The organism is Gemmatimonas sp., from assembly GCF_041689975.1.
GTDB lineage: Bacteria > Gemmatimonadota > Gemmatimonadetes > Gemmatimonadales > Gemmatimonadaceae > Gemmatimonas.
Genome location: NZ_JBDNFF010000235.1, coordinates 1 through 18,888, shown reverse-complemented (window position 1 = coordinate 18,888; position 18,888 = coordinate 1). Strand labels below are relative to the sequence as shown.

General features: G+C 63.5%; 13 protein-coding genes, 1 other RNA gene and 2 pseudogenes. 10 read left to right on the top strand and 6 right to left on the bottom strand.

The genetic code is table 11. The features are described from left to right. Positions 1 to 139 precede the first annotated feature (139 nt). Together polA and ACESNG_RS15140 are read right to left on the bottom strand one after the other, a co-directional pair. Positions 140 to 3,091, bottom strand: coding sequence for a DNA polymerase I (gene polA, locus ACESNG_RS15145; protein ID WP_373065099.1), 2,952 nt, complete (start codon positions 3,089 to 3,091; stop codon positions 140 to 142). Further along, a complete protein-coding gene (locus ACESNG_RS15140) occupies positions 3,088 to 4,470 on the bottom strand; it encodes a GWxTD domain-containing protein (protein WP_373065097.1) in 1,383 nt (460 codons plus the stop codon). The genes polA and ACESNG_RS15140 overlap by 4 nt, the downstream gene beginning before the upstream one ends. A 189-nt stretch (positions 4,471 to 4,659) precedes the next feature. Here ACESNG_RS15140 and ACESNG_RS15135 point away from each other — a divergent pair, with 189 nt between their 5' ends. Genes ACESNG_RS15135 through ACESNG_RS15125 form a run of 3 tightly spaced genes read left to right on the top strand, consistent with a single transcriptional unit; the run spans position 4,660 to position 8,005 of the window. Then, positions 4,660 to 5,646, top strand: a complete 987-nt coding sequence (locus tag ACESNG_RS15135; protein ID WP_373069582.1) for a serine/threonine protein kinase — start codon at positions 4,660 to 4,662, stop codon at positions 5,644 to 5,646. Continuing rightward, a complete protein-coding gene (pyrE, locus tag ACESNG_RS15130) occupies positions 5,631 to 6,200 on the top strand; it encodes an orotate phosphoribosyltransferase (protein ID WP_373069588.1) in 570 nt (189 codons plus the stop codon). The genes ACESNG_RS15135 and pyrE overlap by 16 nt, the downstream gene beginning before the upstream one ends. A gap of 44 nt (positions 6,201 to 6,244) precedes the next feature. Beyond that, on the top strand, positions 6,245 to 8,005 hold the full coding sequence (locus ACESNG_RS15125; RefSeq protein ID WP_373069580.1) for a methyl-accepting chemotaxis protein: 1,761 nt from the start codon (positions 6,245 to 6,247) through the stop codon (positions 8,003 to 8,005). Here ACESNG_RS15125 and ACESNG_RS15120 read toward each other — a convergent pair. Then, positions 7,908 to 8,915, bottom strand: a complete 1,008-nt coding sequence (locus ACESNG_RS15120) for a helix-turn-helix domain-containing protein (RefSeq protein ID WP_373069578.1) — start codon at positions 8,913 to 8,915, stop codon at positions 7,908 to 7,910. The two genes, ACESNG_RS15125 and ACESNG_RS15120, sit on opposite strands and share 98 nt — an antisense overlap. 197 nt (positions 8,916 to 9,112) lie before the next feature. Here ACESNG_RS15120 and rnpB point away from each other — a divergent pair. Next, positions 9,113 to 9,565: RNase P RNA component class A (rnpB, locus tag ACESNG_RS15115), an RNA gene on the top strand. Positions 9,566 to 9,590: 25 nt separating this feature from the next. After that, positions 9,591 to 10,550, top strand: a complete 960-nt coding sequence (locus ACESNG_RS15110; RefSeq protein ID WP_373069576.1) for a hypothetical protein — start codon at positions 9,591 to 9,593, stop codon at positions 10,548 to 10,550. 30 nt (positions 10,551 to 10,580) lie between these two features. Here the strand turns inward: ACESNG_RS15110 and dnaN are convergent, their stop codons facing one another. Together dnaN and dnaA are read right to left on the bottom strand one after the other, a co-directional pair. Next, positions 10,581 to 11,693, bottom strand: a complete 1,113-nt coding sequence (dnaN, locus tag ACESNG_RS15105; RefSeq protein ID WP_373058537.1) for a DNA polymerase III subunit beta — start codon at positions 11,691 to 11,693, stop codon at positions 10,581 to 10,583. A 229-nt stretch (positions 11,694 to 11,922) separates the two neighbouring features. After that, the gene (dnaA, locus tag ACESNG_RS15100; protein WP_373058535.1) at positions 11,923 to 13,341 is read right to left on the bottom strand and encodes a chromosomal replication initiator protein DnaA; all 1,419 of its coding nucleotides are present in this window, start codon (positions 13,339 to 13,341) and stop codon (positions 11,923 to 11,925) included. Positions 13,342 to 13,691: 350 nt separating this feature from the next. Here dnaA and rpmH point away from each other — a divergent pair, with 350 nt between their 5' ends. The 5 genes and pseudogenes from rpmH (at position 13,692) to mnmE (ending at position 17,556) form a co-directional block, all read left to right on the top strand. Beyond that, on the top strand, positions 13,692 to 13,856 hold the full coding sequence (rpmH, locus tag ACESNG_RS15095; RefSeq protein WP_171226297.1) for a 50S ribosomal protein L34: 165 nt from the start codon (positions 13,692 to 13,694) through the stop codon (positions 13,854 to 13,856). A gap of 22 nt (positions 13,857 to 13,878) precedes the next feature. Then, positions 13,879 to 14,196 (top strand): annotated as a pseudogene (gene rnpA / locus ACESNG_RS15090) (ribonuclease P protein component); the annotation flags it as partial. After that, a pseudogene (yidD, locus tag ACESNG_RS15085) lies at positions 14,183 to 14,422 on the top strand (membrane protein insertion efficiency factor YidD); the annotation flags it as partial. The pseudogenes rnpA and yidD, both read left to right, overlap by 14 nt. A 22-nt stretch (positions 14,423 to 14,444) precedes the next feature. Further along, on the top strand, positions 14,445 to 16,178 hold the full coding sequence (gene yidC / locus ACESNG_RS15080; RefSeq protein WP_373058533.1) for a membrane protein insertase YidC: 1,734 nt from the start codon (positions 14,445 to 14,447) through the stop codon (positions 16,176 to 16,178). A gap of 4 nt (positions 16,179 to 16,182) precedes the next feature. After that, positions 16,183 to 17,556: a tRNA uridine-5-carboxymethylaminomethyl(34) synthesis GTPase MnmE gene (mnmE, locus tag ACESNG_RS15075; protein ID WP_373069574.1), complete on the top strand. Its 1,374-nt coding sequence runs from the start codon at positions 16,183 to 16,185 to the stop codon at positions 17,554 to 17,556. 218 nt (positions 17,557 to 17,774) lie between these two features. On the opposite strand, the gene ACESNG_RS15070 is transcribed toward mnmE, so the two are convergent. Further along, entirely contained in the window at positions 17,775 to 18,731 is a 957-nt protein-coding gene (locus ACESNG_RS15070) for a DUF2268 domain-containing putative Zn-dependent protease (RefSeq protein WP_373058529.1), read from the bottom strand. Positions 18,732 to 18,888: the final 157 nt, after the last annotated feature.

The window sequence follows — 18,888 nt, the reverse complement described above, 5'->3', positions numbered from 1 at the left end:
AGCACATAAGCTCCTACAAAGCAACGGCTTACAGAAAAGCACCAGAGGGACGGTAACTGGGACGAGTCTCGCAGCGCTCACGAGTTCATGCAAAGTGCAACACCGCCCGATTCGCGAAACGAGGCAAGTCCTTACGACATCACGCCTTTGCCGTCACCCAGTCATCGCCCGCGCCCATTTCCACCAGCAATGGCACGTCGAGCGCCGCCGCTGACTCCATCTCCCGCTTCACCAGCACCGACAACGCCGTCTGCTCATCCGCCGGCAATTCGAAGATCAGTTCGTCATGCACCTGCAGCAGCATCCGCGAGGTCAGCCCCTCCGCCGCCAGCGACCGATGCACCCGAATCATCGCGATCTTGATCAAATCAGCCGCCGATCCCTGAATCGGCGCGTTGGCCGCCACCCGCTCGCCGAAGGCGCGCATGTTATGGTTCCGCTCCTTGAGCTCCGGGATGTAGCGCCGACGATGGAAGAGCGTCTCCGCGTACCCCTTCGCCTTGGCGTCGACCACACACCGATCGAGGAACGCCTTCACACCGGCAAAGCGCTCGAAATACGTGTCGATGAATGCCTTGGCCTCGGCATTCGGAATCTTGAGCTGACGCGACAGCGCGTGTGCGCCCTGCCCATAGATCGTGGCGAAGTTGATCGTCTTCGCCCGCGCCCGCATCTCACCGGTCACATCCCCCAGCTCCACACTAAAAATGATCGCCGCCGTCTGCCGATGAATGTCACCTCCCGCCTTGAAGGCCGTCACGAACGCCGGATCGCCCGACAGATGCGCCAGCAGCCGCAGTTCGATTTGCGAATAGTCGGCGCTCAACAACCGCCATCCCGCACGCGGCACGAAGCCGCGGCGGATCTCGCGGCCCAGTTCACGACGGTTCGGAATGTTCTGCAGATTCGGATCGGTGGACGACAACCGACCGGTCGCCGCAACCGTCTGATTGAACGACGTGTGCAACCGATGATCGCGCGGATGCACCAGCTTCGGCAACGCATCGATGTACGTGCCTTCCAGCTTGAAAATCTCGCGATACTCCATCAACAACGTGGGCAGGGTGTGGCCCTCTTCCGCCAGCTCCTGCAACACGCTCGCGTCCGTACTGGGCCCCGTGGCCGTCTTCTTCTTCACCGGCAGTCCCAGTTTGTCGAACAGAATCACGCGAAGCTGCGGATTGGAGTTGATGTTGAACTCGTGACCGGCTTCCGCGTAAATCAGCTGCTCGACACGCTCGCGCTCACTCTTGAATCGCGTCTTCAACGACGCGAACCACTGCAAGTCGATCGCGATGCCGTCCCACTCCATATCGGCCAGCACCTCGACCAGCGGGACCTCCACGTCGCGGAACAGTTCCGACATGCCGTGGCCGCCCAGCATCGGTTCGAGCCGTGCGCGGAGTCGCATCGTGATGTCGACGTCTTCGCACGAATAGTCGCGCGCGGCGTCCACCGGTACCACATCGAACGGCAGCTGATTGCGACCCTTGCCGCACAGCTGCTCATACGCCGTCATCGTGTGACCGAGGAACTCGAGCGCGAGCATGTCGAGTCCGTGCGAGCGACGCCCCGGATCGAGCACGTAGCTGGCCAACATGGTGTCGAACTCCAGACCGGCCAACCGCACGCCGGCGCCACGTAGCACGAGCACATCGTACTTCGCATTCTGCGCCAGCTTCTTCACGCTCGCGTCTTCGAGCATCGCGCGTAACGGCGCCATCACGTCATTGTCGAAGGCAGGCAGATTCACCGGCGGTTCGACGCCCGCGTTCAACCGTTTTCCGGCGATACCCGCATCACCCGACAACAGCGCGAGATTGCCGCTGCCATCTTCATGCCGATGCGCGAACGGCAGATAGTACGCTTCGCCCGGGGCCACCGCGATCGACAAGCCCACCAGCGTAGCGCGCATCGCGTCGATCGTATTCGGCGCGCCAGGCTCCTGCACCGTTTCCGTATCGAAAGCGACGAAGGGCACCTCGCGCACGCGCGCCAGCAGTGACTCGAGCGCAAGCATCGTGTCCACCGTGACGTACCGCGCATCAGCCAGCACCGGCACGCCGCTCGTGCTCATCGACATCGGCAAAGCCGCTGGACGACTTGTCGGCGACGACGCAGCGGTCGGCTCGTCTGACGACTCCGGCAACGCGGTCTCCGCCAACGTACGCGCCGTCGGCGTTCCACCGCCGAGCTCTTTCAGCAACGACGTGAATTCGAGCTCGAGATACAGATGACGCAGCGCCTGCGTATCGGGCGCGCTGAGCTGCAACGTGGACGGATCGAGGGCGATCGGCACGTCCTGATGAATAGTGACGAGCTGCTTCGACAGGCGGGCTTCCGCTTCCTGCGCCAGCAATGCTTCACGCGGCCGCTTCTTTGTGATCTCGTGCACGTGTGCGAGGATCTCCTCGAGCGCACCAAACTGCGCGATCAACTCCTGCGCGCCCTTCTCGCCGATGCCCTTCACACCGGGCACGTTGTCCGACGAATCACCCACCAGCGCGAGATAATCGATGACGCGCTCCGGCGGCACGCCAAGCCGATCGTTGGCGTTCTCGATCCCGACCCACTGTTCTTCCACACTGGCCGGACCGCCGCGACCGGGATTGAGCAACCAGACACCGCGGCGCACGAGTTGCTGGAAGTCCTTGTCGCCCGATACGATCACTACGTTATAGCCGGCCTCGACTCCCTTACGCGCGAGCGTACCGATCACATCGTCGGCTTCGAAACCGGGCACCGCGAGTACGGGAATACTGTAGGCCGCGAGGAGTTGGTGGATGCGTTCGAGGCCACGATCGAAGTCGGCCTGCAGCTCGTCCGTCAGCTTCTCACGCGTGGCTTTGTAGGCGGGATACAGATCGTCGCGGAACGTGGCGCCCGAATCGTGCACCCAACCCAGCAACTCCGGCTTATGGGTGATCAACAGACGCTTCAGAAACGTCGCAATCCCCCAGGCGGCCGACGTGTTCTCCCCGTGGCTCGTGGTCAGGGGACGCGTCATCAGCGCAAAGAACGCGCGATAGATCAGGGCATATCCGTCGATCAGGAAGAGGCGCGGTGCAGTGGGACGTTGCACCTCGCTCACTGGCGCGACGCCATGCGACGACGGATCGCGTTGTCCAGTTCAGCACGTCCCTGCGGAGAAAGGCGCCAGCGTCCGAATCCGGTCTGATCGACGAACACGATCTGCACGCGAATCTCGCGGTATTCCCAGATCTGCTGGCGCACGCGTGCGTTCGGATCGGTCATACCCGTATCGACAATGTTGTCGGGATCGCCAAGGGCAACGAAGGCCGTGCCCCGATCGCTCTGCCAGCCCACCGGACCGTCATCGCGGAATCGGACGTTGGACACCCGAATACGCCCGAAGTAGTCGCGCAGTCCCTCATGTTCGGCGGTGCCCGGAATCGGATCGGTCGCCTTGAGAAACAGGGCCCATGCGTCGGGGCGCTGCGTTGGTGTGGCATCGCGCAGCGTCCGGAGCCGGTCGGGCGTCGTGAAGTAGCGCAGATACGCGAACATCTCGTCGAACGATGCGATCGGCAGATCGTCGCCGAGGCTCACGAGCACGCGCGCACGCGCCGTGTCTGCGCGCCCCGGCACGCTCACGAGCAGCGTATTGATGCCGATGCCCATCTTGGCGACCGGCACGCCGTACGTGGTGCTGTGACCGTCGCCGCGGGCCGGTAATTCGATATCGGTGTCGAACAGGCGGACGTCGCCGTCACCCATGATGCGCACATGCACACGGCTCGGCGCCGCCGACCCCACCGCGTCGAGATACAGTGGAAGGACCGAATCCTGTCCGAACACGACCGTGGAACGCGGACGGGCCAGAATGCGCGGTAGCGAATCGGCCGTCGCCCGCGGAATCGCTTCGTACACCGGAAGCGGCGACCCGAGCATATCGGGCGAGAGACGTGGCACCTCGAGTTGCACTTCTTCCGTGGCGTTGCGGATGCTCGATTCATCCTTGATGCTGAGGACCACGCTGTAGCGGCCCGGCGCCAACTCCAGAAACTGCTGCCAGATGATGCTTTCATCCGTGCGCGCGGTTTCGCGGAAGGTGGGCACGAGCACCTGCTCGGTGGCCTCGATACGCTTCACCACGACCGTGCCCTGTCGCACCTCGAGACGCGCCACATAACTCGCCGCGTAGCGTTCGCCCTGCCGCGTGAAGCCGAGCACGCGCGATGGCAGACTGAGCGCGATCAGGGTGAGCGTGCTGTCCGGCGTCGGAGATCGCAGGAACGAGACTGACGACACGAACGGGATCGAGCCGGTCCCGGCGATGAGTCCCATGCTGCGATACAAGCGCTGCATGTCGGCCGGCGAGCCGGGAATGACGTTGGCGGCCGCCGGCCCACCCGTTCCCGGAGATGTATCGGCTGAGCCCGGTCCGACCGCAGGTCGTTTGCCGGTGCAGGCCGCGAGCATGGCCACGGTGGTCGTGGCCAGGACCAAAGAGCGATTTCGAAGAGGCAAGAGACGTGGGTTCACGAAACGCATGGTACCGTCCGTACGGGCACCAAGTGCCCACCGTGGTTGCTGATGATCCGCTAAAACCGTGCCGATCGTACGAACTGGTCACGGATTGCACTTTCTGTCCGGAAACTTCTTGCTGGTACCGCCGGTCGGCGTTAGGTTCGCCTGGTGGCCATAGAGACGCTAGTCGGAACGACGCTGGCTGGCTATACAGTGCGGGGAAAAGTCGGCGAAGGCGGCACGTCTACCGTCTTTCGTGCCGATCATGCCACGCACGGTACAGTCGCCCTCAAGGTGCTGCGCGAAAAGCTGCAGCATGACAAGACCGCGGTCGCGCGATTCCTGCGCGAGGCGCAGTTCGGCGCACGGGTAGAACACCCGAACATCGTGCGTACCCTGGATTACGGCCAATCCGACAGCGAGCGCTATTACCTCGCCATCGAATGGGCCGGGGGTGCGATCCTCGACAAGTATGCGGAAACGTCGGGTCCGCTTTCTTCGAAGGACGTCGCCGAAATCCTGTCGCAGGTCTGCAGCGCCGTCCAGGCGGCGCACGACGTGGGTATCGTGCACCGCGACCTGAAGCCGGAAAACGTCATGTACGATCCGGCCACGCATCACGTGAAGCTGCTGGACTTTGGCATTGCCGCCGATACCGACGCCGCTCCTGATCAGCGGCTCACGCGCGCCGGCTTCTTCGTGGGCACGCTCATGTATGTGGCGCCGGAAGCACTCTCCGGCGAACTCGTCGGGCCTGCGGCCGATCAATACTCCTTGGCCACCATCGCGTACTTCCTGCTCACAGGCACCCTGCCTTATACCGGCAAGTCGCCTCGCGAGCTCTTTTCCCAGCTGCTCACTCAGCCGCCGGTCACGCTCAACAAGGCGAAGCCGAATCTGGCCTTCCCGGTTGCCGTCGAGAACGTGGTCATGAAGGCGCTCTCCAAACAGCCCGGCGATCGGTATCCCACGGTCAGGGAATTTTCGGAGGCGTATGCGGCCGCCGCGCAGACCACCACGATGGCCAGCGCCAGCAGCACGTCGAGTGCCATCGGCTCGACCAGCAAGTCCGTCGGTGCGATCCCGGCGGAGGCTGCAGGGGAAGACAAGGGCGGTCTTTTCGGCAAGATGAAGGGGTTATTTCGTCGCGGCTGATCGCCCTGCTCGCCGAACGTTCGGCCAAGCGGGGCGATTTCGTGCTAGCCTCGGGCCGTCGGTCCTCGTTGTATGTCGACTGCCGCCTGACCACCATGAGCCCGGAAGGGCAGGTGCTTATCGGGCGAGCCGCGCTCGCCGCTCTGCGCGATAGCGGCTGGCCCGTCGATGCCGTTGGCGGGCTCACCTTGGGCGCTGATCCCATCTCGTACGCGATCGCGCATACGTCGGCGCTCGAAGCGGAAGCCGGGACCGGCGGCATGGTTCGGTCCTTTACTGTTCGGAAAGAAGCCAAGCAGCACGGCACCGGCAAGTTGATCGAAGGGCCGTTTCAACGGGGCGACCAAGTGGTCGTCGTGGAAGACGTGATTACGACCGGCGGATCAGCGCTCAAGGCCGTCGAAGCCATTCGCGCTGCTGGTGGCCGGATTCTGGGTGTTCTGGCGCTGGTCGACCGCGAAGAAGGTGGCCGCGAGGCCCTCGAGGCCGCCGGGCTCAAGGTGATCAGCCTCGTGACGGCCTCCGACCTGCTGCCACTGATTGCACCGGCCTGAGTCGGACTGATACCGCGCTCGGGCGTGGGGCGTCTATTACGTGTATGCATACGCCCAGTGCCGCCTCCCAACAGCAAGCGCTCTTCGACGAAGAGCGCGCCAAGGACATCGCCACCGTCCGGATCGCCGCGAAACGACGATTCTGGAGTACGATCTTCATCGCGGGTATACTCATTGCGGGCCTCCGACTCGGGCTCGCCGATGTGTCCTTGCCAGCGGTCCTCTCGATGTTCTGCATCGCTATTTCCGCCAATTGGGCGCTCGCCTCGATCGGTGCGTCCACCCGCTTGTATCGGCGCTGGTTCAAGTACGTTTTCGCGGTGTTCGATACCGCGCTGATTAGCGGTGTGGTGTATCTGTTCGGATCGCCGGTGCTGGTGCTCACCTACATCCTGGCGATCGTTCCCTATTCGTTCGATCGCGGACCAGCCCTCGGCTACCTCACGACGCTCTCGGCGGCGATCGGTTTTCTGCTCGCAAGCTACGGATACGCACAGGCACGCCCCGCCGATGCCGCGCCGTGGCCGCAGGTGCTCCTGGCCGCCGTCATGCTGGTGGTCGTGGCGCAGCAGGTCATTCAGATGCCGTCCAGGTTGATCACGCGCATCCGTCGCACGCGAGAACGCATGGCGCAGGTAGAGCGCGGCGAATTGGAGGCCCGAGCCGACGCGCGTCACGCCGATGAACTCGGGTTCCTCGAAATGAGCTTCAATCGCATGCTCGATGAACTCACACTGTTGATCGACACGATGCAGCGCGAGGCCGATGAACTGGCCGCAGTCGCCACCCAGGTGCACGGCGCAGCCAGTGTGATGCAGCGCCGCACCGGCGATGTGGCGTCGGGCGCGACCGCGCTCAGTGATGAGCTGGTGCACCAGCGCGTGCGCGCACGCGAGGGTGTGGTGGGGAGTCAGGAGGCACGGCGCACTGCCGACACCACGCAGCTGACCGCGGCGGCCACGGCCACCGACGCGCATGCGGTCGATCGCGCGGCGGCCGCGAGCCGTACGGCGATTGAACGTGCCGCACAGACGCTGCTGCGTGTGGGCACCGATGTCGTCGCCACCGCCGAACAGGTGCGACTGCTCGCACCTGCGTCAGAGCAGGTCGGCGATTTCGTGGCGACGGTGTCACGCATCGCGCGGCAGACGAACTTGCTGGCGCTCAACGCGGCCATAGAAGCCTCGCGTGCCGGCGACGAGGGACTGGGCTTCGCGGTCGTCGCCGACGAGATCCGCACACTCGCCGTGGAAAGTGCGCAGGCGGCAAAGCGCATTGCCGCCACGGTGCAGCGCGTGCGCGATGACATCGGGGCCGCCGTGCTGTCGATGGACACGACCGCGCATGAAGTCGCGGGTGCCGGGGAGATTGCGCGCGACGCCACACAAGCGCTGTCCGCCCTGGTGAGCGGCATCGAACGCATTACCCGGCAAAGCGATGATGTGGCGACGCTGGCGCACGCTCAGGCACAGCTGTCAGCCGGTGTGGCGGAGGCCTTCGAAGCTCTCGACAGCTCGGCAGAACGCGCGTCGCTTGGCGCACGCACCGCCGCCGACGCCTCCATCGCGCAGCGCGTCAGCATCGAGGAATTGTCTCGCAGCGCCGCCCAGCTGTCGCAGACCGCGGCGCGCATGCGGGCCGTGGCCTTGCGTCACACCAGTGAGTTCGCCACGACGACACACACGGCGGAGTATGCCGCGCTGGCTGCTACACCGCCGCACTCACCAGGGGGCGTGAAACCGATGGCACCATCACCGGCGGGGACAGCGCCGCCAGTGCGGGGCGCGAAATCCATTGCGGCGTAACTTCGACCGGCACGAAGGCGATGAGTTGCGGCTGAAAGGGCAGAATCAATCGCTGCCGCATGTGTTCGAGCATGACCTCGCCACTGTATGCTTTACGAAACTCGGCCGCCCCACACTGCAGCGAATGCATGACATGCCGCGAGAAGCTTTGCGGTGACGAGTACTCCAGCAAAAAGGCGACCTGCGTGAGACTGTAGCCGGGGTTCTCGAGCAAACGCGCGGCGCGCACCAAACGGGCTGTTGCGAGATATTTCTTGGGCGCGGGAATGCCGGCGCGAAAGAATCGACTCATGAAGGTGGTGGGCACCACGCCCAATCGACGCGCCAACTGACGCACCGTGGTGAGCGAGCTTGGCGCCAGAAAAAGCTCGTCGAAGAAGCGCAGACAATCATCGTTGGCGCCGACCAGATCGGCACGAATACGCCGCATCGCGATCGCTTCGATGGTGGAAGACACTTCGCGATTCACGAACTGCCGCAGGTCGCGCCATCCGGCGGGATCCCGCGCGTCGACCAGCGTCTGAACGCCCTGCTGACCCAACGCAAGCAGTGATTGCGTGCTGCGTGCTTCGTTGCCGGTCAACAACGCGACAGCCGGCACGCGGGGAAATTCTCGCACCATACGCGCCACCAGATTGGCGTGGTGCTGCTGGTAGCGGGAGACCGACACCAGAATCGCCGACACCGGCTTCGTACGCAGATCGCGCATCATTTCGTCGAAGCTTTCGCGATGCACGGTGGTGTAACTTCCCTGCCCCAGCGCATCCACGCGCTGTCGTTCGGCAGGTGTGAGAAACGTCACGATAGCGCGCGGTAGCGCCGTGTCGGCAGGCGGTATGTCGAGAGACGCAACCGGCTGGATCGGGTAGACGGTTACACGAGCCAACGACGAAGTCGACGGGGATGTCATACGCGCCTCACTCACCGGAGTATCCGTGGACGGAGCCAATACTGCGGGTGCAGTCGTCCGATCACGAAAACAGGCTACGCGTACGTCGTCATCGTGCCGTCACCGTGTGGCAATGGGAGGTATTCATCGGCAGCGGAATAGAGTTCCGGCTCCGGGCGTCTCGGTGGTCCGGTTATATTTCGTGCACTCATGGATCGGTCGTCGGCCGGATGGTCGCGATGTTTGGGCGCGAGCTCAGGCACCGAGGAAAGTCCGGGCTCCACAGGGTAGACTGCCAGGTAACGCCTGGGCGCATGCGGCGTGAGCTTCGTGCGACGGACAGTGCAACAGAAAGCAAACCGCCATTCCGCCGGGAACCCGTCACGGGAACCCGTCGGTGCGGTAAGGGTGAAAGGGTGGGGTAAGAGCCCACCGCGCCTTCGGTAACGAAGGTGGCTCGGTAAACCCCAGTCGGAGCAAGGCCAAATAAGCGGCGAGAGATGACCCGTCTCGCAAGGACGTTGCAAGACGTCGAGCCGCGGGTAGGCTGCTGGAGCGTGTGGGTGACTGCACGCCGAGAGGAATGACCGTCCGGTGTTGGTGTGCACTCGCGCAGGTGCGCGTGGGCATGTCAGCACTGACAGAACCCGGCTTACAGGCCGGCGACTTTCCGTGAGATCTCGGGATCCTTCTGGAATGGCACGTGGTATCGATCGCATGACGTGTAGTCGCTCACTGGTCCTCATCGCCGCAGGGCGCGTGGTGGGCCCGTGTTTGTTGCTGGCGTGCGCGCCGGCCACGCCGACGCCGGCGGCAGCCCCTGCCCCTGAGATCGCGTTGCCCGCTGCGCCAGCGCCGGCTGTCGCGACACGCGTGCTGTTGCCACGAGTCCAACCGCGAAGCATTTGGACGGTCTCAGCCGTAACGCAGCTTAAAGTCACTGGTGCCGCCCTGCCCACCGGGGTGTCGAACGCGCAGCGCGTCGATACGCGCGCGGTGGTTTCGATGTTCTTCGATCGGAGCGCTACCGGCGCGCTGCGCGGATCCGGTCAGATCGATTCGTTCACGGTGCGAAGCAGCATCACCGAACGCATCGCGGAAAGCGCAAAACAGTCGACAGCAGCGGCGATAGCCGCCCAAGCCAGGCCGACGCCGTTGTTGATCGATGCGCTCATCGACAGTACGAGTTTGCGCGTGGTGACACGTCCGCCGTTGGTCAACGAATGTGATCGCCCCGAAGTGAGTGCGATGCAACTGGCGCGCGAGTTACTGGTGCGCATTCCCGACGGCGTGGCCGAAAACGATCAGTGGCGCGACAGCACGGTAACGCTGGTGTGTCGTAACGGCATGCCGCTCACCGTATACACGACTACGCGCTCCACACTCGAAAAGCTGTCGCAGGAAACGCTCGTGGTGAAGCGTGAGATCAACACCAAAGTGGAAGGAAAAGGCGGGACGGCCTTCCGAGCCTTCGAACTGGTCGGATCCGGCTCAGGGTCGCAGCGTCTCGAGATTGCGGCGTCCAGTGGCCTTCTGGAGCGATTGCAGGGAACGAGCACGCTCACCATGCAAGTCGTCGAACGCATTCCGCCCGGAACTCCGCGATTGCAGCAGGTGCTGCAACGGGTGGAGCTCCGGGCGGAACGACAGCGGTGAGCGCAGTGGCGTGGTCGAACCTGGTCCAGCTCAGTCCATCAAACGCAGCGGCATCACGAGGCAGAGATACTTGGCCGGATCGTCCCAGCCTTCAGGCTCGATCGTGGCGGCGCGTTCGGGTGCCTTAAACGTGAGACGCACCTGCTCGGTGGGCATGTAGCGCAGGATTTCCAACAGATAAGTGGCGTTGAAGCCGATATCGAGCTGGTCGCCGTTGTAATTCACCGGCAGTTCGTCGGACGCTTCACCCAGGTCCGGCGTGGTAACGCTGAACTTCAGCATGCCGGTATTGAAGGACATCTTGATGCGATGCGTCTGATCGGATGCGATCACGCTCATGCGCTTGAGCGCACTGGTCAGTGCAGCCTTGTCGCACAGACAGAAGCGATCGTTGTCCTTTGGAATGACCTGTTCGTAGTTCGGGTACGGGCCCTCGACCAAGCGCGTGAACACCGAGGTGAACGGCGAGCGGAAGCCGAGGTGGTTTTCACCGCGCGCAATCTCGAGTTCTTCTTCGGCCGGGAAAAGGCGCTTGATCTGCTCGAGCGCCTTGGGCGGCACGATCAGATCACTCGGGGGGGCGCTGCTCGCGACGACCGGCAGTTCCATCTTGGACAAGCGGTGCCCATTGGTGGCCACCATCCGCATGCGATCTTCGCGCAGCTCCCAGAGCACGCCATTGAGAATGGGTCGTGACTCTTCGGTGCTCACTGCGAACGCCACATGCGAAATGAGCTTTTGCAGTTCTCCGGACTTCACGCGCCACGAGTCATTGAAGCGCACGGTGGGGAACGTCGGAAACTCATCACGCGGAAGCCCGAGCAGCTTGAACCTGGATCGTCCGCATTCGATGGTGACGCGCTGCTCGCCGCTGGCCGAAATCTTGACGGGAGATGGCGGCAACTCGCGCGCGATCTCACTCAGCTTCTTGGCGGGAATCGTGATCGCCCCTGGCGTTTCGACATCGGCACTGACTTCCGTGCTGACGGCGATGTCGAGGTCGGTCGCGGAGAAACGAATTCCGCGCTCGGTGGTTTCGACGAGCAGGTTCGACAGGACCGGCAAGGTGGTCTTGGCCGGTACGGCGGCAGTTACCGCCGCGAGTCCTTCTTGGAGTTTCTCGCGCGAGATCGTGAAGCGCATGCCCGTTGTGTGGAAGGACTGCTGTTAAAAAGAGTTTTGGAGATAAAACCAGTAGTAGCAGCAGGGCGTGTGGGCTTGTCTATAAACGCCGCAAGCTACATGTGTCAAATCACTTCCGCCATGCCGCCTGATGTGCATTCCATGTCGAGTAGTGCTTTTTCTCCGCAATGCTGCACATCGGGGCCCGCCGACAGGGTGAAAGATGTGGAGTCCTGTGGGCCAATGGGGATCAGGTCCCGAGTTGTCCAGTGGATCGGAGAGTTTCCAACATGCCTCGAACTTTGAGCACTCGGTCGGCGAATCCGGGCTCTCCACCCATGTCTTCTGCCACCCGATCGAGCGAGTGGATCACCGTGGAGTGATCGCGCCCGCCAAAAGCGTTGCCGATTTCCACCAGTTGGAGCGCCAGCAGCTCCCGACAGAGATACATCGCGATCTGGCGGGGGGTCGTAAGCTGCTTGGTGCGGGTCTTGGAACGTAGCCCGTCGGGGGTGACGCCCCACTCCCGGGAAACCACCTGCTGAATGGTGGCCACGGTAATGGTGGTAGGTGGGGTGTCGGGGAAATCCGACGCCGTGGCGCTTTTGAGCTTGTCGCGGAGCGCTTCGCGTGCGAGTTCGATGGAAATCTCGCGGTGCTTGAGCGAGGCGTAGGCGAGGAGCTTGATGATGGAGCCTTCCAGCTCACGAACCGACGACTTCACATGCTGCGCGATGAACTCGATGACCTCGTCCGGGATGGTGAGCTCGAGGTGGTCGAGGCTCGCCTTCTTGCGGAGGATCGCGATCCGGTGTTCGAGATCGGGCGCATCGACATTGGCGACCATGCCCCACTCGAAGCGGGAAACAAGACGGGACTCGAGTCCCGGGATCTCTTTGGGGGGCCGGTCTGAGGTGAGGACGATCTGCCGACCAGCTTCATAGATGGCGTTGAAGGTGTGGAAGAATTCCTCCTGCGTGGATTCCTTTCCCTTCAGAAACTGGACGTCGTCGACAAGGAGGAGGTCGATTTCGCGGAAGCGGCGACGGAAGTCACCCATCTGTCCGGTCTGAATCGCGTTGACGAACTCATTGGTGAACTGCTCGGTCCCGACGAACGCCAGGCGCAGCGTGGGGGTCCGTCTAAGTAGTTCATGGGCGATACCCTGCATGAGGTGCGTTTTCCCCAACCCGGTCTCTCCATAAATGAAGAGCGGGTTGTAGACCTTGCCGGGGGCCTGTGCTGCCCCTTGGGCTGCCGCAGCGGCGACGTCGTTGGATTTTCCGATGACAAACTGGTCGAACGTGTATCTCGGGTTGAGTGGCGCTGACAAGCGCTGTTGGTGCGCTGTCAGTGGCGCGACGACAGGGGCAGGCGGCCGCTCGACAAAGAAGTCCATCTGCGCGCGACCCAAACGTTCTTCGCCAACCTTGAAGCGAACTTTCATGGGGTGGCCGAGGGCAACCGCGGCGAAGCTGGTCAGCAGATCGGCGTGTTTGGACTCGTTCCAGTCGGCAGAAAACTGATCGGGGGCGCCAATCAGGAGGGTGTCACCTTCAACGCCGAGTGCGTCGGTGGGCTCGAGCCACGTGCGATACGTCTGCTCCGGAAGGACCTGGCGTGCGCGTTGGCGCAGGCGATCCCAGGTTTCAGCAGGCGTAAGGGACATGACGGGAGTTCAGGGTTGGGGCGGCCCCGGCCACAAGCGAGCATTGGGCGAGCATTGCGCGGGGGGGCGAAGTTACGCTCGCGTGTGGATAAGTCAATCGCGTCAGCGACGTGACACCAGCATCGCATTCGTGAGCGCAAGCAAGTCGGTACGCCGATTGGGTGGGCGGAGGCAAATCGTTGTCGCGGGCTTACTTGGCGGGCTTGACCTCAAGCCCGTCTCGCGAGTATTTTTTAAGGCTAGGTCAGGACTCCGCCGCCGAGCTGTCGTCATGCAGCGTACGTGGGATGGGTGCTGAGAACTTCAAGTCGAACCATCGCGATTCATACCGCGTTACCTCGAGCATCATTATGGGCAAGCCCACATATCGTCCGCGCAACACCAAGCGAGTCCGCAAGCACGGCTTCCGTGCGCGTATGGAGACGAAGTGGGGCCGAGAGGTACTCGCCCGCCGTCGCCGCAAGGGACGCAAGGTATTGACCGTCCAGATTCCGTCGAAGTACGCCGGCGCCTGATTCCCGGTCGTTCCCTCGCGCGCAGCGGCTGACGCGCGGGTCCGATCTCGAGCGGGTTCGACACGAAGGGAAGCGAGCGCGCACCGCCTCTTTGGATGTGCGCGCCACGGCTTCCCTTCATGCGTTCCCCCGCGTCGGCTTCGTGGTGCCCAAGTACAAGCACTCGGGCGTCGATCGAAACCGGCTCAAGCGCCGGCTTCGGGAGCTCATCCGTGTGGACGTTCTTCCCGAGCTCGCGCCCATGGACCTCGTGTTTCGGGTGTTGCCAATCGCCTACGCCAGAAACTTCGAGACGCTGCGCGCCGAAGTGTTGCAAGCCGTGCGTCGTGTCGCACGGTGATCCCAACTCTCCTGCCGTGATCGCGAAGCTGTTCATTTTGGTGGTGCGCGGGTATCAGCTCACGTTGTCGCCCATCTTCGGGGGCGCCTGCCGCTATTATCCTTCGTGTTCTGCGTACGCCATCGAGGCGCTGGAGCGTCACGGTGCGCTGCGCGGAGGATGGATGGCCCTGCGCCGTATCGGGCGCTGTCATCCCTTCCGGCCCGGCGGATTCGATCCGGTGCCCTGAGCGCTCCCTTAAACCGACCATGGAACCACGCCGCATCGCCCTCGCCGTCGTCCTGATGGCGGCGGTCTTGATTCTGACGCCGATCCTCTTCCCGTCGCCCGTACCGGCACCAGGAAGCAAGACGGCCGTGTCAGACTCACTGCGCCGCGCCGATTCGGCGACGGTCGCCAGCACCAACCCGGTCGCCGCCGATTCGGCTACCGCTGCCGCTGCCGTCGCCGCTGGTGTTGCCTCCGGTGCTACTGCGCCGGGCATGCGCGCTCTGCCTGACTCGACCAACGCGGCACTGCGGACTGTCGCCGTGCCGGTCGATACGGCCGTGGTGACCACCGCGCCGGCCGTCTTCCGCACCACGAACCGCGGCGCGGCGCTGATCGGTGTCGAGATGCAGCAGTTCGTGGCGCTTTCCAACAAGGGTCGCACCAAAGGCGGCCCGGTCGAACTCGCGAAGGTGGGTGACCGGTTGCTCAGCTTCCGACTCGTGACGCCTGGTGACACCGTTGCGCTCAACGCGCAGACGTTCATCACCACGCGCACCGAGGAGAACGGACGCGCGGTGGTGCGCTACGACGCCACCGTGGGCGCTCGCGCCATGACGATTGCGTACTCGTTCCTCCCCGACAGCTACCGCGTAAACGTGTCGGTGGTGGTGAAGGGCGCGCCCGAGAACAGCTTTCTGCTGATCGACATGCCGCCCGGCTTCCGTTCGTCGGAAGCGGACACCACCGAAGATCAGTCGCATCTCGCCTACGCGTACAAGCCCGACCAGCAGAACGCGAAGGGTGTCTCCTTCGGCTCGCTCGATCCGGGCGAGCGTCGCATCGAGGCCGGTCCGATCGCCTGGACGGTCGCCAAGAACAAGTATTTCCTGCTTGGCGTGCTGGCCTCGAACGGCAACGCCGGCTTCGCCGAGGTCAATTTCACCGGCGGCGTACGTGTCGCGAAGGCGGCTACGCGCAGCGAAGCGACGATCGTCGCGTCGCTCAGGAGCGGGAGTGTGGCGTTCGACGTGTACGCCGGACCGCAGGAGTTCAAGCGGCTCGTCGCGATGGGCCGTTCGTTTGAAACGTCGAACCCGTATGGCGGCTGGTTGCAGGGTGTCGTACAGCCGTTCGCCACCATGGTCATCCGACTGCTCCTGTGGATGAAGACCACGCTCGGTCTGTCGTACGGATGGATCCTGGTGCTCTTCGGCGTCGCCGTGCGCATCATCCTGTGGCCGTTGAATCAGAAGGCCATGCGCAGCTCGATGCAGATGCAGCGCATTCAGCCGCACCTGCAGGAGATTCAGACCAAGTACAAGGGCGATCAGACCAAGCTGCAAGCGGAAATGATGCGCGTGTACAAGGAGCACGGGATGTCGCCGTTCAGCTCCCTGTCGGGCTGTGTGCCGATGCTGATCCCGTTGCCGGTCTTCTTCGCGCTCTTCTTCGTGTTTCAGAACACGATCGAATTTCGCGGCGTCTCGTTCCTGTGGTTTCCGGACATCTCGCTCAAGGATCCGTTCTTCGTGATCCCGATTCTCGTGGCGATCACGGCCATGGGCCTGTCGTGGATCGGCATGCGCGGCATGAAGGCGAACGAGCAGCAGAAGATGATGATGTACCTGATGCCGGCCATGATGATGGTGATTTTCTTCAACATGGCCTCGGGTCTCAACCTCTATTACTTCGTGCAGAATCTCGCGTCGTTGCCGCAGCAGTGGCTGATTTCGCAGGAGCGCTCGAAGGCGCAACCGGTGGTGCGGGGATAACGACGTGGTGACGGCCCGCCAGCTGCCTGGTGGCGACGATACGATCGTCGCCCTCGCCACGGCCGCGGGGCGCGGGGCGATTGCCGTGATTCGGCTGTCAGGGGCGCGAGCGATCTCGATCGCACGCGCCCTTGGCGCATCCGACCTGTCGCCGCGCCGCGCCACGCGCGTGGCGTTGTCGCACCCCGACGGGGATCCGCTCGACGACGCGCTGATTACGTGGTTCGCGGCGCCACGTTCCTACACGGGCGATGACGTCGTAGAGATCTCCACCCATGGGGGCCATGTCGTACCGGCGCTCGTACTGGCCGCCTGCGTGGCGGCCGGCGCTCGGCTGGCCACTCCCGGCGAGTTTACCCGACGCGCCGTATTGAACGGCCGAATGGATCTGGTACAGGCCGAAGCGGTCGCCGATCTGATCGATGCGCGCACCACGGCGATGCAGCGCCAGGCGCTCGCGCAACTCGACGGCGGATTGTCGCGACGCCTGCTCGCGTTACGCGACGAGGTCATACATCTCGAAGCGCTGATCGCCTACGACATCGACTTTCCCGAGGAAGACGACGGACCGATCTCGCCGGCCCGAATAAAACATGCCGCGGAGTCGCTGCGCGACGCGCTGCGCGCGCTGATCAACACCGCCCCTCGAGCTGCGGTGCTGCGCGACGGCGTCCTGGTGGTGATCGCCGGTCCCCCCAACGCGGGAAAGTCCTCGCTGTTCAACGCGCTGTTGGGTGAGTCGCGCGCGCTCGTCACCCCGATTGCCGGCACGACTCGCGATGCCATTGAAGCGGTGCTTGATCGCGCGCCGTTGCCGCTGCGCTTCGTCGACACCGCGGGTCTCCGTGACACCGACGACGAGATCGAGCGACTCGGCATCGAAGTCAGCGCCCGCTACCTGGCGCAGGCGCAGATCGTACTGGCGTGCGGCAGCCACCTCGACGAGATCGCGGCCACCTGCGACGCGATCGCGCAACGCACGGTTGGCACGGTGATTTCGGTGCACACGAAAGCGGACCTTGATACCGCTGAAGCCGACGGGGAGATGATGCGCGTAAGCGCGGAGACGGGCGAGGGATTACGCGCGCTGTTGGACGCGATCGATCGCGCGGCCGCCGCGAACTCTGGTCTAAATGCCCTGTCGCTGCCAGCTGGCGATGCCGTTCTGGTCACCCGCGAACGACATCGCGTCGGTCTCTCGGCAGCGTACGACGAACTCACAGAGTTTGTCTCGATGTGGGAAAGCGGCGCACTGCCTGCTCCGGTGGCCGCCGTGCACCTGTATGCGGCGCGGGAGTCGCTATCGGATCTGATCGGGATCGTGGATACCGAGGATGTGCTCGACCGCGTGTTCCGCGAGTTCTGTATCGGGAAGTAGGGCGACGGACCGGCAACAGCAAAAACCAAAGCAACAAAAACAGCCAGAACACGGAGACCACGGATTGCACGGTACCAACACGGATAAGATGAACAGCGCTGCGGTTTTTATCTTATCCCGTGTGGTTTCCATCCATCCGCGTCATCCGTGTTCCGGCTGTTCGGGAAATCACCCCAACTTCCGGCTGTTCAGGAAATCACACCACCCTCAGCGCCAAATCAGCCGACGATCGTGAGCCGGGGCCGCTCCATGACCGGGTCGTTCACGGTGGCCAGTTCCTGCACGCTGGCGCGTGTGGCCCAGGCGTACCCACGGGCGGCGATAGCGGCTTCGACCATGCGTGCACCCAAGTAATAGCCGGCGCGTTCGGGTAGTACGGTACGCTCTACGGTGCGGGCCTCGTCGCTCATACCACCGGAGAGATAGCGGAGGCGCAGTCCGAGGGCCGTGCGATCGCCGTCGGTGACGAGGGCGCGGTGGAGCACGGGCTCGACCTCACGGGTGCGGGCGTACTGCTTGCGGGCGAAACCGAAATATTCCCACGCGGCGTGTCCCGGGCTGACGGCGCGGGACACGTGGACGGCCAGTCCCTCGTTGACGAGCAGCTCGCGCAGCGAGGCCTGGCGTCCCGTTTCCCAGTACGAGTAATAGCCGCCGGCATCTTCCACGAAGCCACGCATGTCGCTGCGGCTGGAGGGCGACGTATAGCGCACCACGTGCGTAAGCTCGTGTGCGAGCCAGAGGGGGATCAGCTCGGGATCGAGACCAAGGCCTTGGGTGTCCGGGTTGGCGATACCGGTAAAGTGCTCGAGGCACACGAACGCCACACCGCGGCCGTTGACGACCAGCTCTCCGGCATTGGCGGCACCCACACCGACCATGAGCACGACATCATAGGACACATCGATGTCGAGCAGGGTGCGGACTTTCTCCTCCGCTTGACGCGCCAGCGCGACCACATCGGTGCGCGAGAGGAGCGCGAGCAGGTCGTCGCGATTTGCGTTGACCGTGGACTGGACGACTTCCTCGAAATGCAGCCCCGAGGGCTCGAGGACATAGTTGTCCCAGTAGGCCGTCAGCAACGCCTTGTGGCGCTCGAAATAGGCGAGGTACGCCGACACCCGATCATCGGCTTCGAGTACGGCGAGAAAATCCGGTACCAGATTGATCAACATCAACGACCCGGGAACGGGAGACCGACGCGATCCAGAGCAACGAGCACTAATCGCCGAACAAGTCGCGAGAAGATAGCCGCGATTTCCGAACGGTACAAGCTCGCCGCGCCGATTCCGACGACTGGTATTCAACTCTGAGGCGGAAGGTGCCGACACT

Bases quoted from the DNA above. Each gene is read 5' to 3' on its own strand.
- yidC (WP_373058533.1), top strand. From the start codon at position 14,445: ATGGAACCACGCCGCATCGCCCTCGCCGTCGTCCTGATGGCGGCGGTC.
- ACESNG_RS15120 (WP_373069578.1), bottom strand. From the start codon at position 8,915: ATGACATCCCCGTCGACTTCGTCGTTGGCTCGTGTAACCGTCTACCCG.
- dnaA (WP_373058535.1), bottom strand. From the start codon at position 13,341: ATGTCCCTTACGCCTGCTGAAACCTGGGATCGCCTGCGCCAACGCGCA.
- rpmH (WP_171226297.1), top strand. From the start codon at position 13,692: ATGGGCAAGCCCACATATCGTCCGCGCAACACCAAGCGAGTCCGCAAG.
- dnaN (WP_373058537.1), bottom strand. From the start codon at position 11,693: ATGCGCTTCACGATCTCGCGCGAGAAACTCCAAGAAGGACTCGCGGCG.
- ACESNG_RS15110 (WP_373069576.1), top strand. From the start codon at position 9,591: ATGGCACGTGGTATCGATCGCATGACGTGTAGTCGCTCACTGGTCCTC.
- ACESNG_RS15070 (WP_373058529.1), bottom strand. From the start codon at position 18,731: ATGTTGATCAATCTGGTACCGGATTTTCTCGCCGTACTCGAAGCCGAT.
- ACESNG_RS15125 (WP_373069580.1), top strand. From the start codon at position 6,245: ATGCATACGCCCAGTGCCGCCTCCCAACAGCAAGCGCTCTTCGACGAA.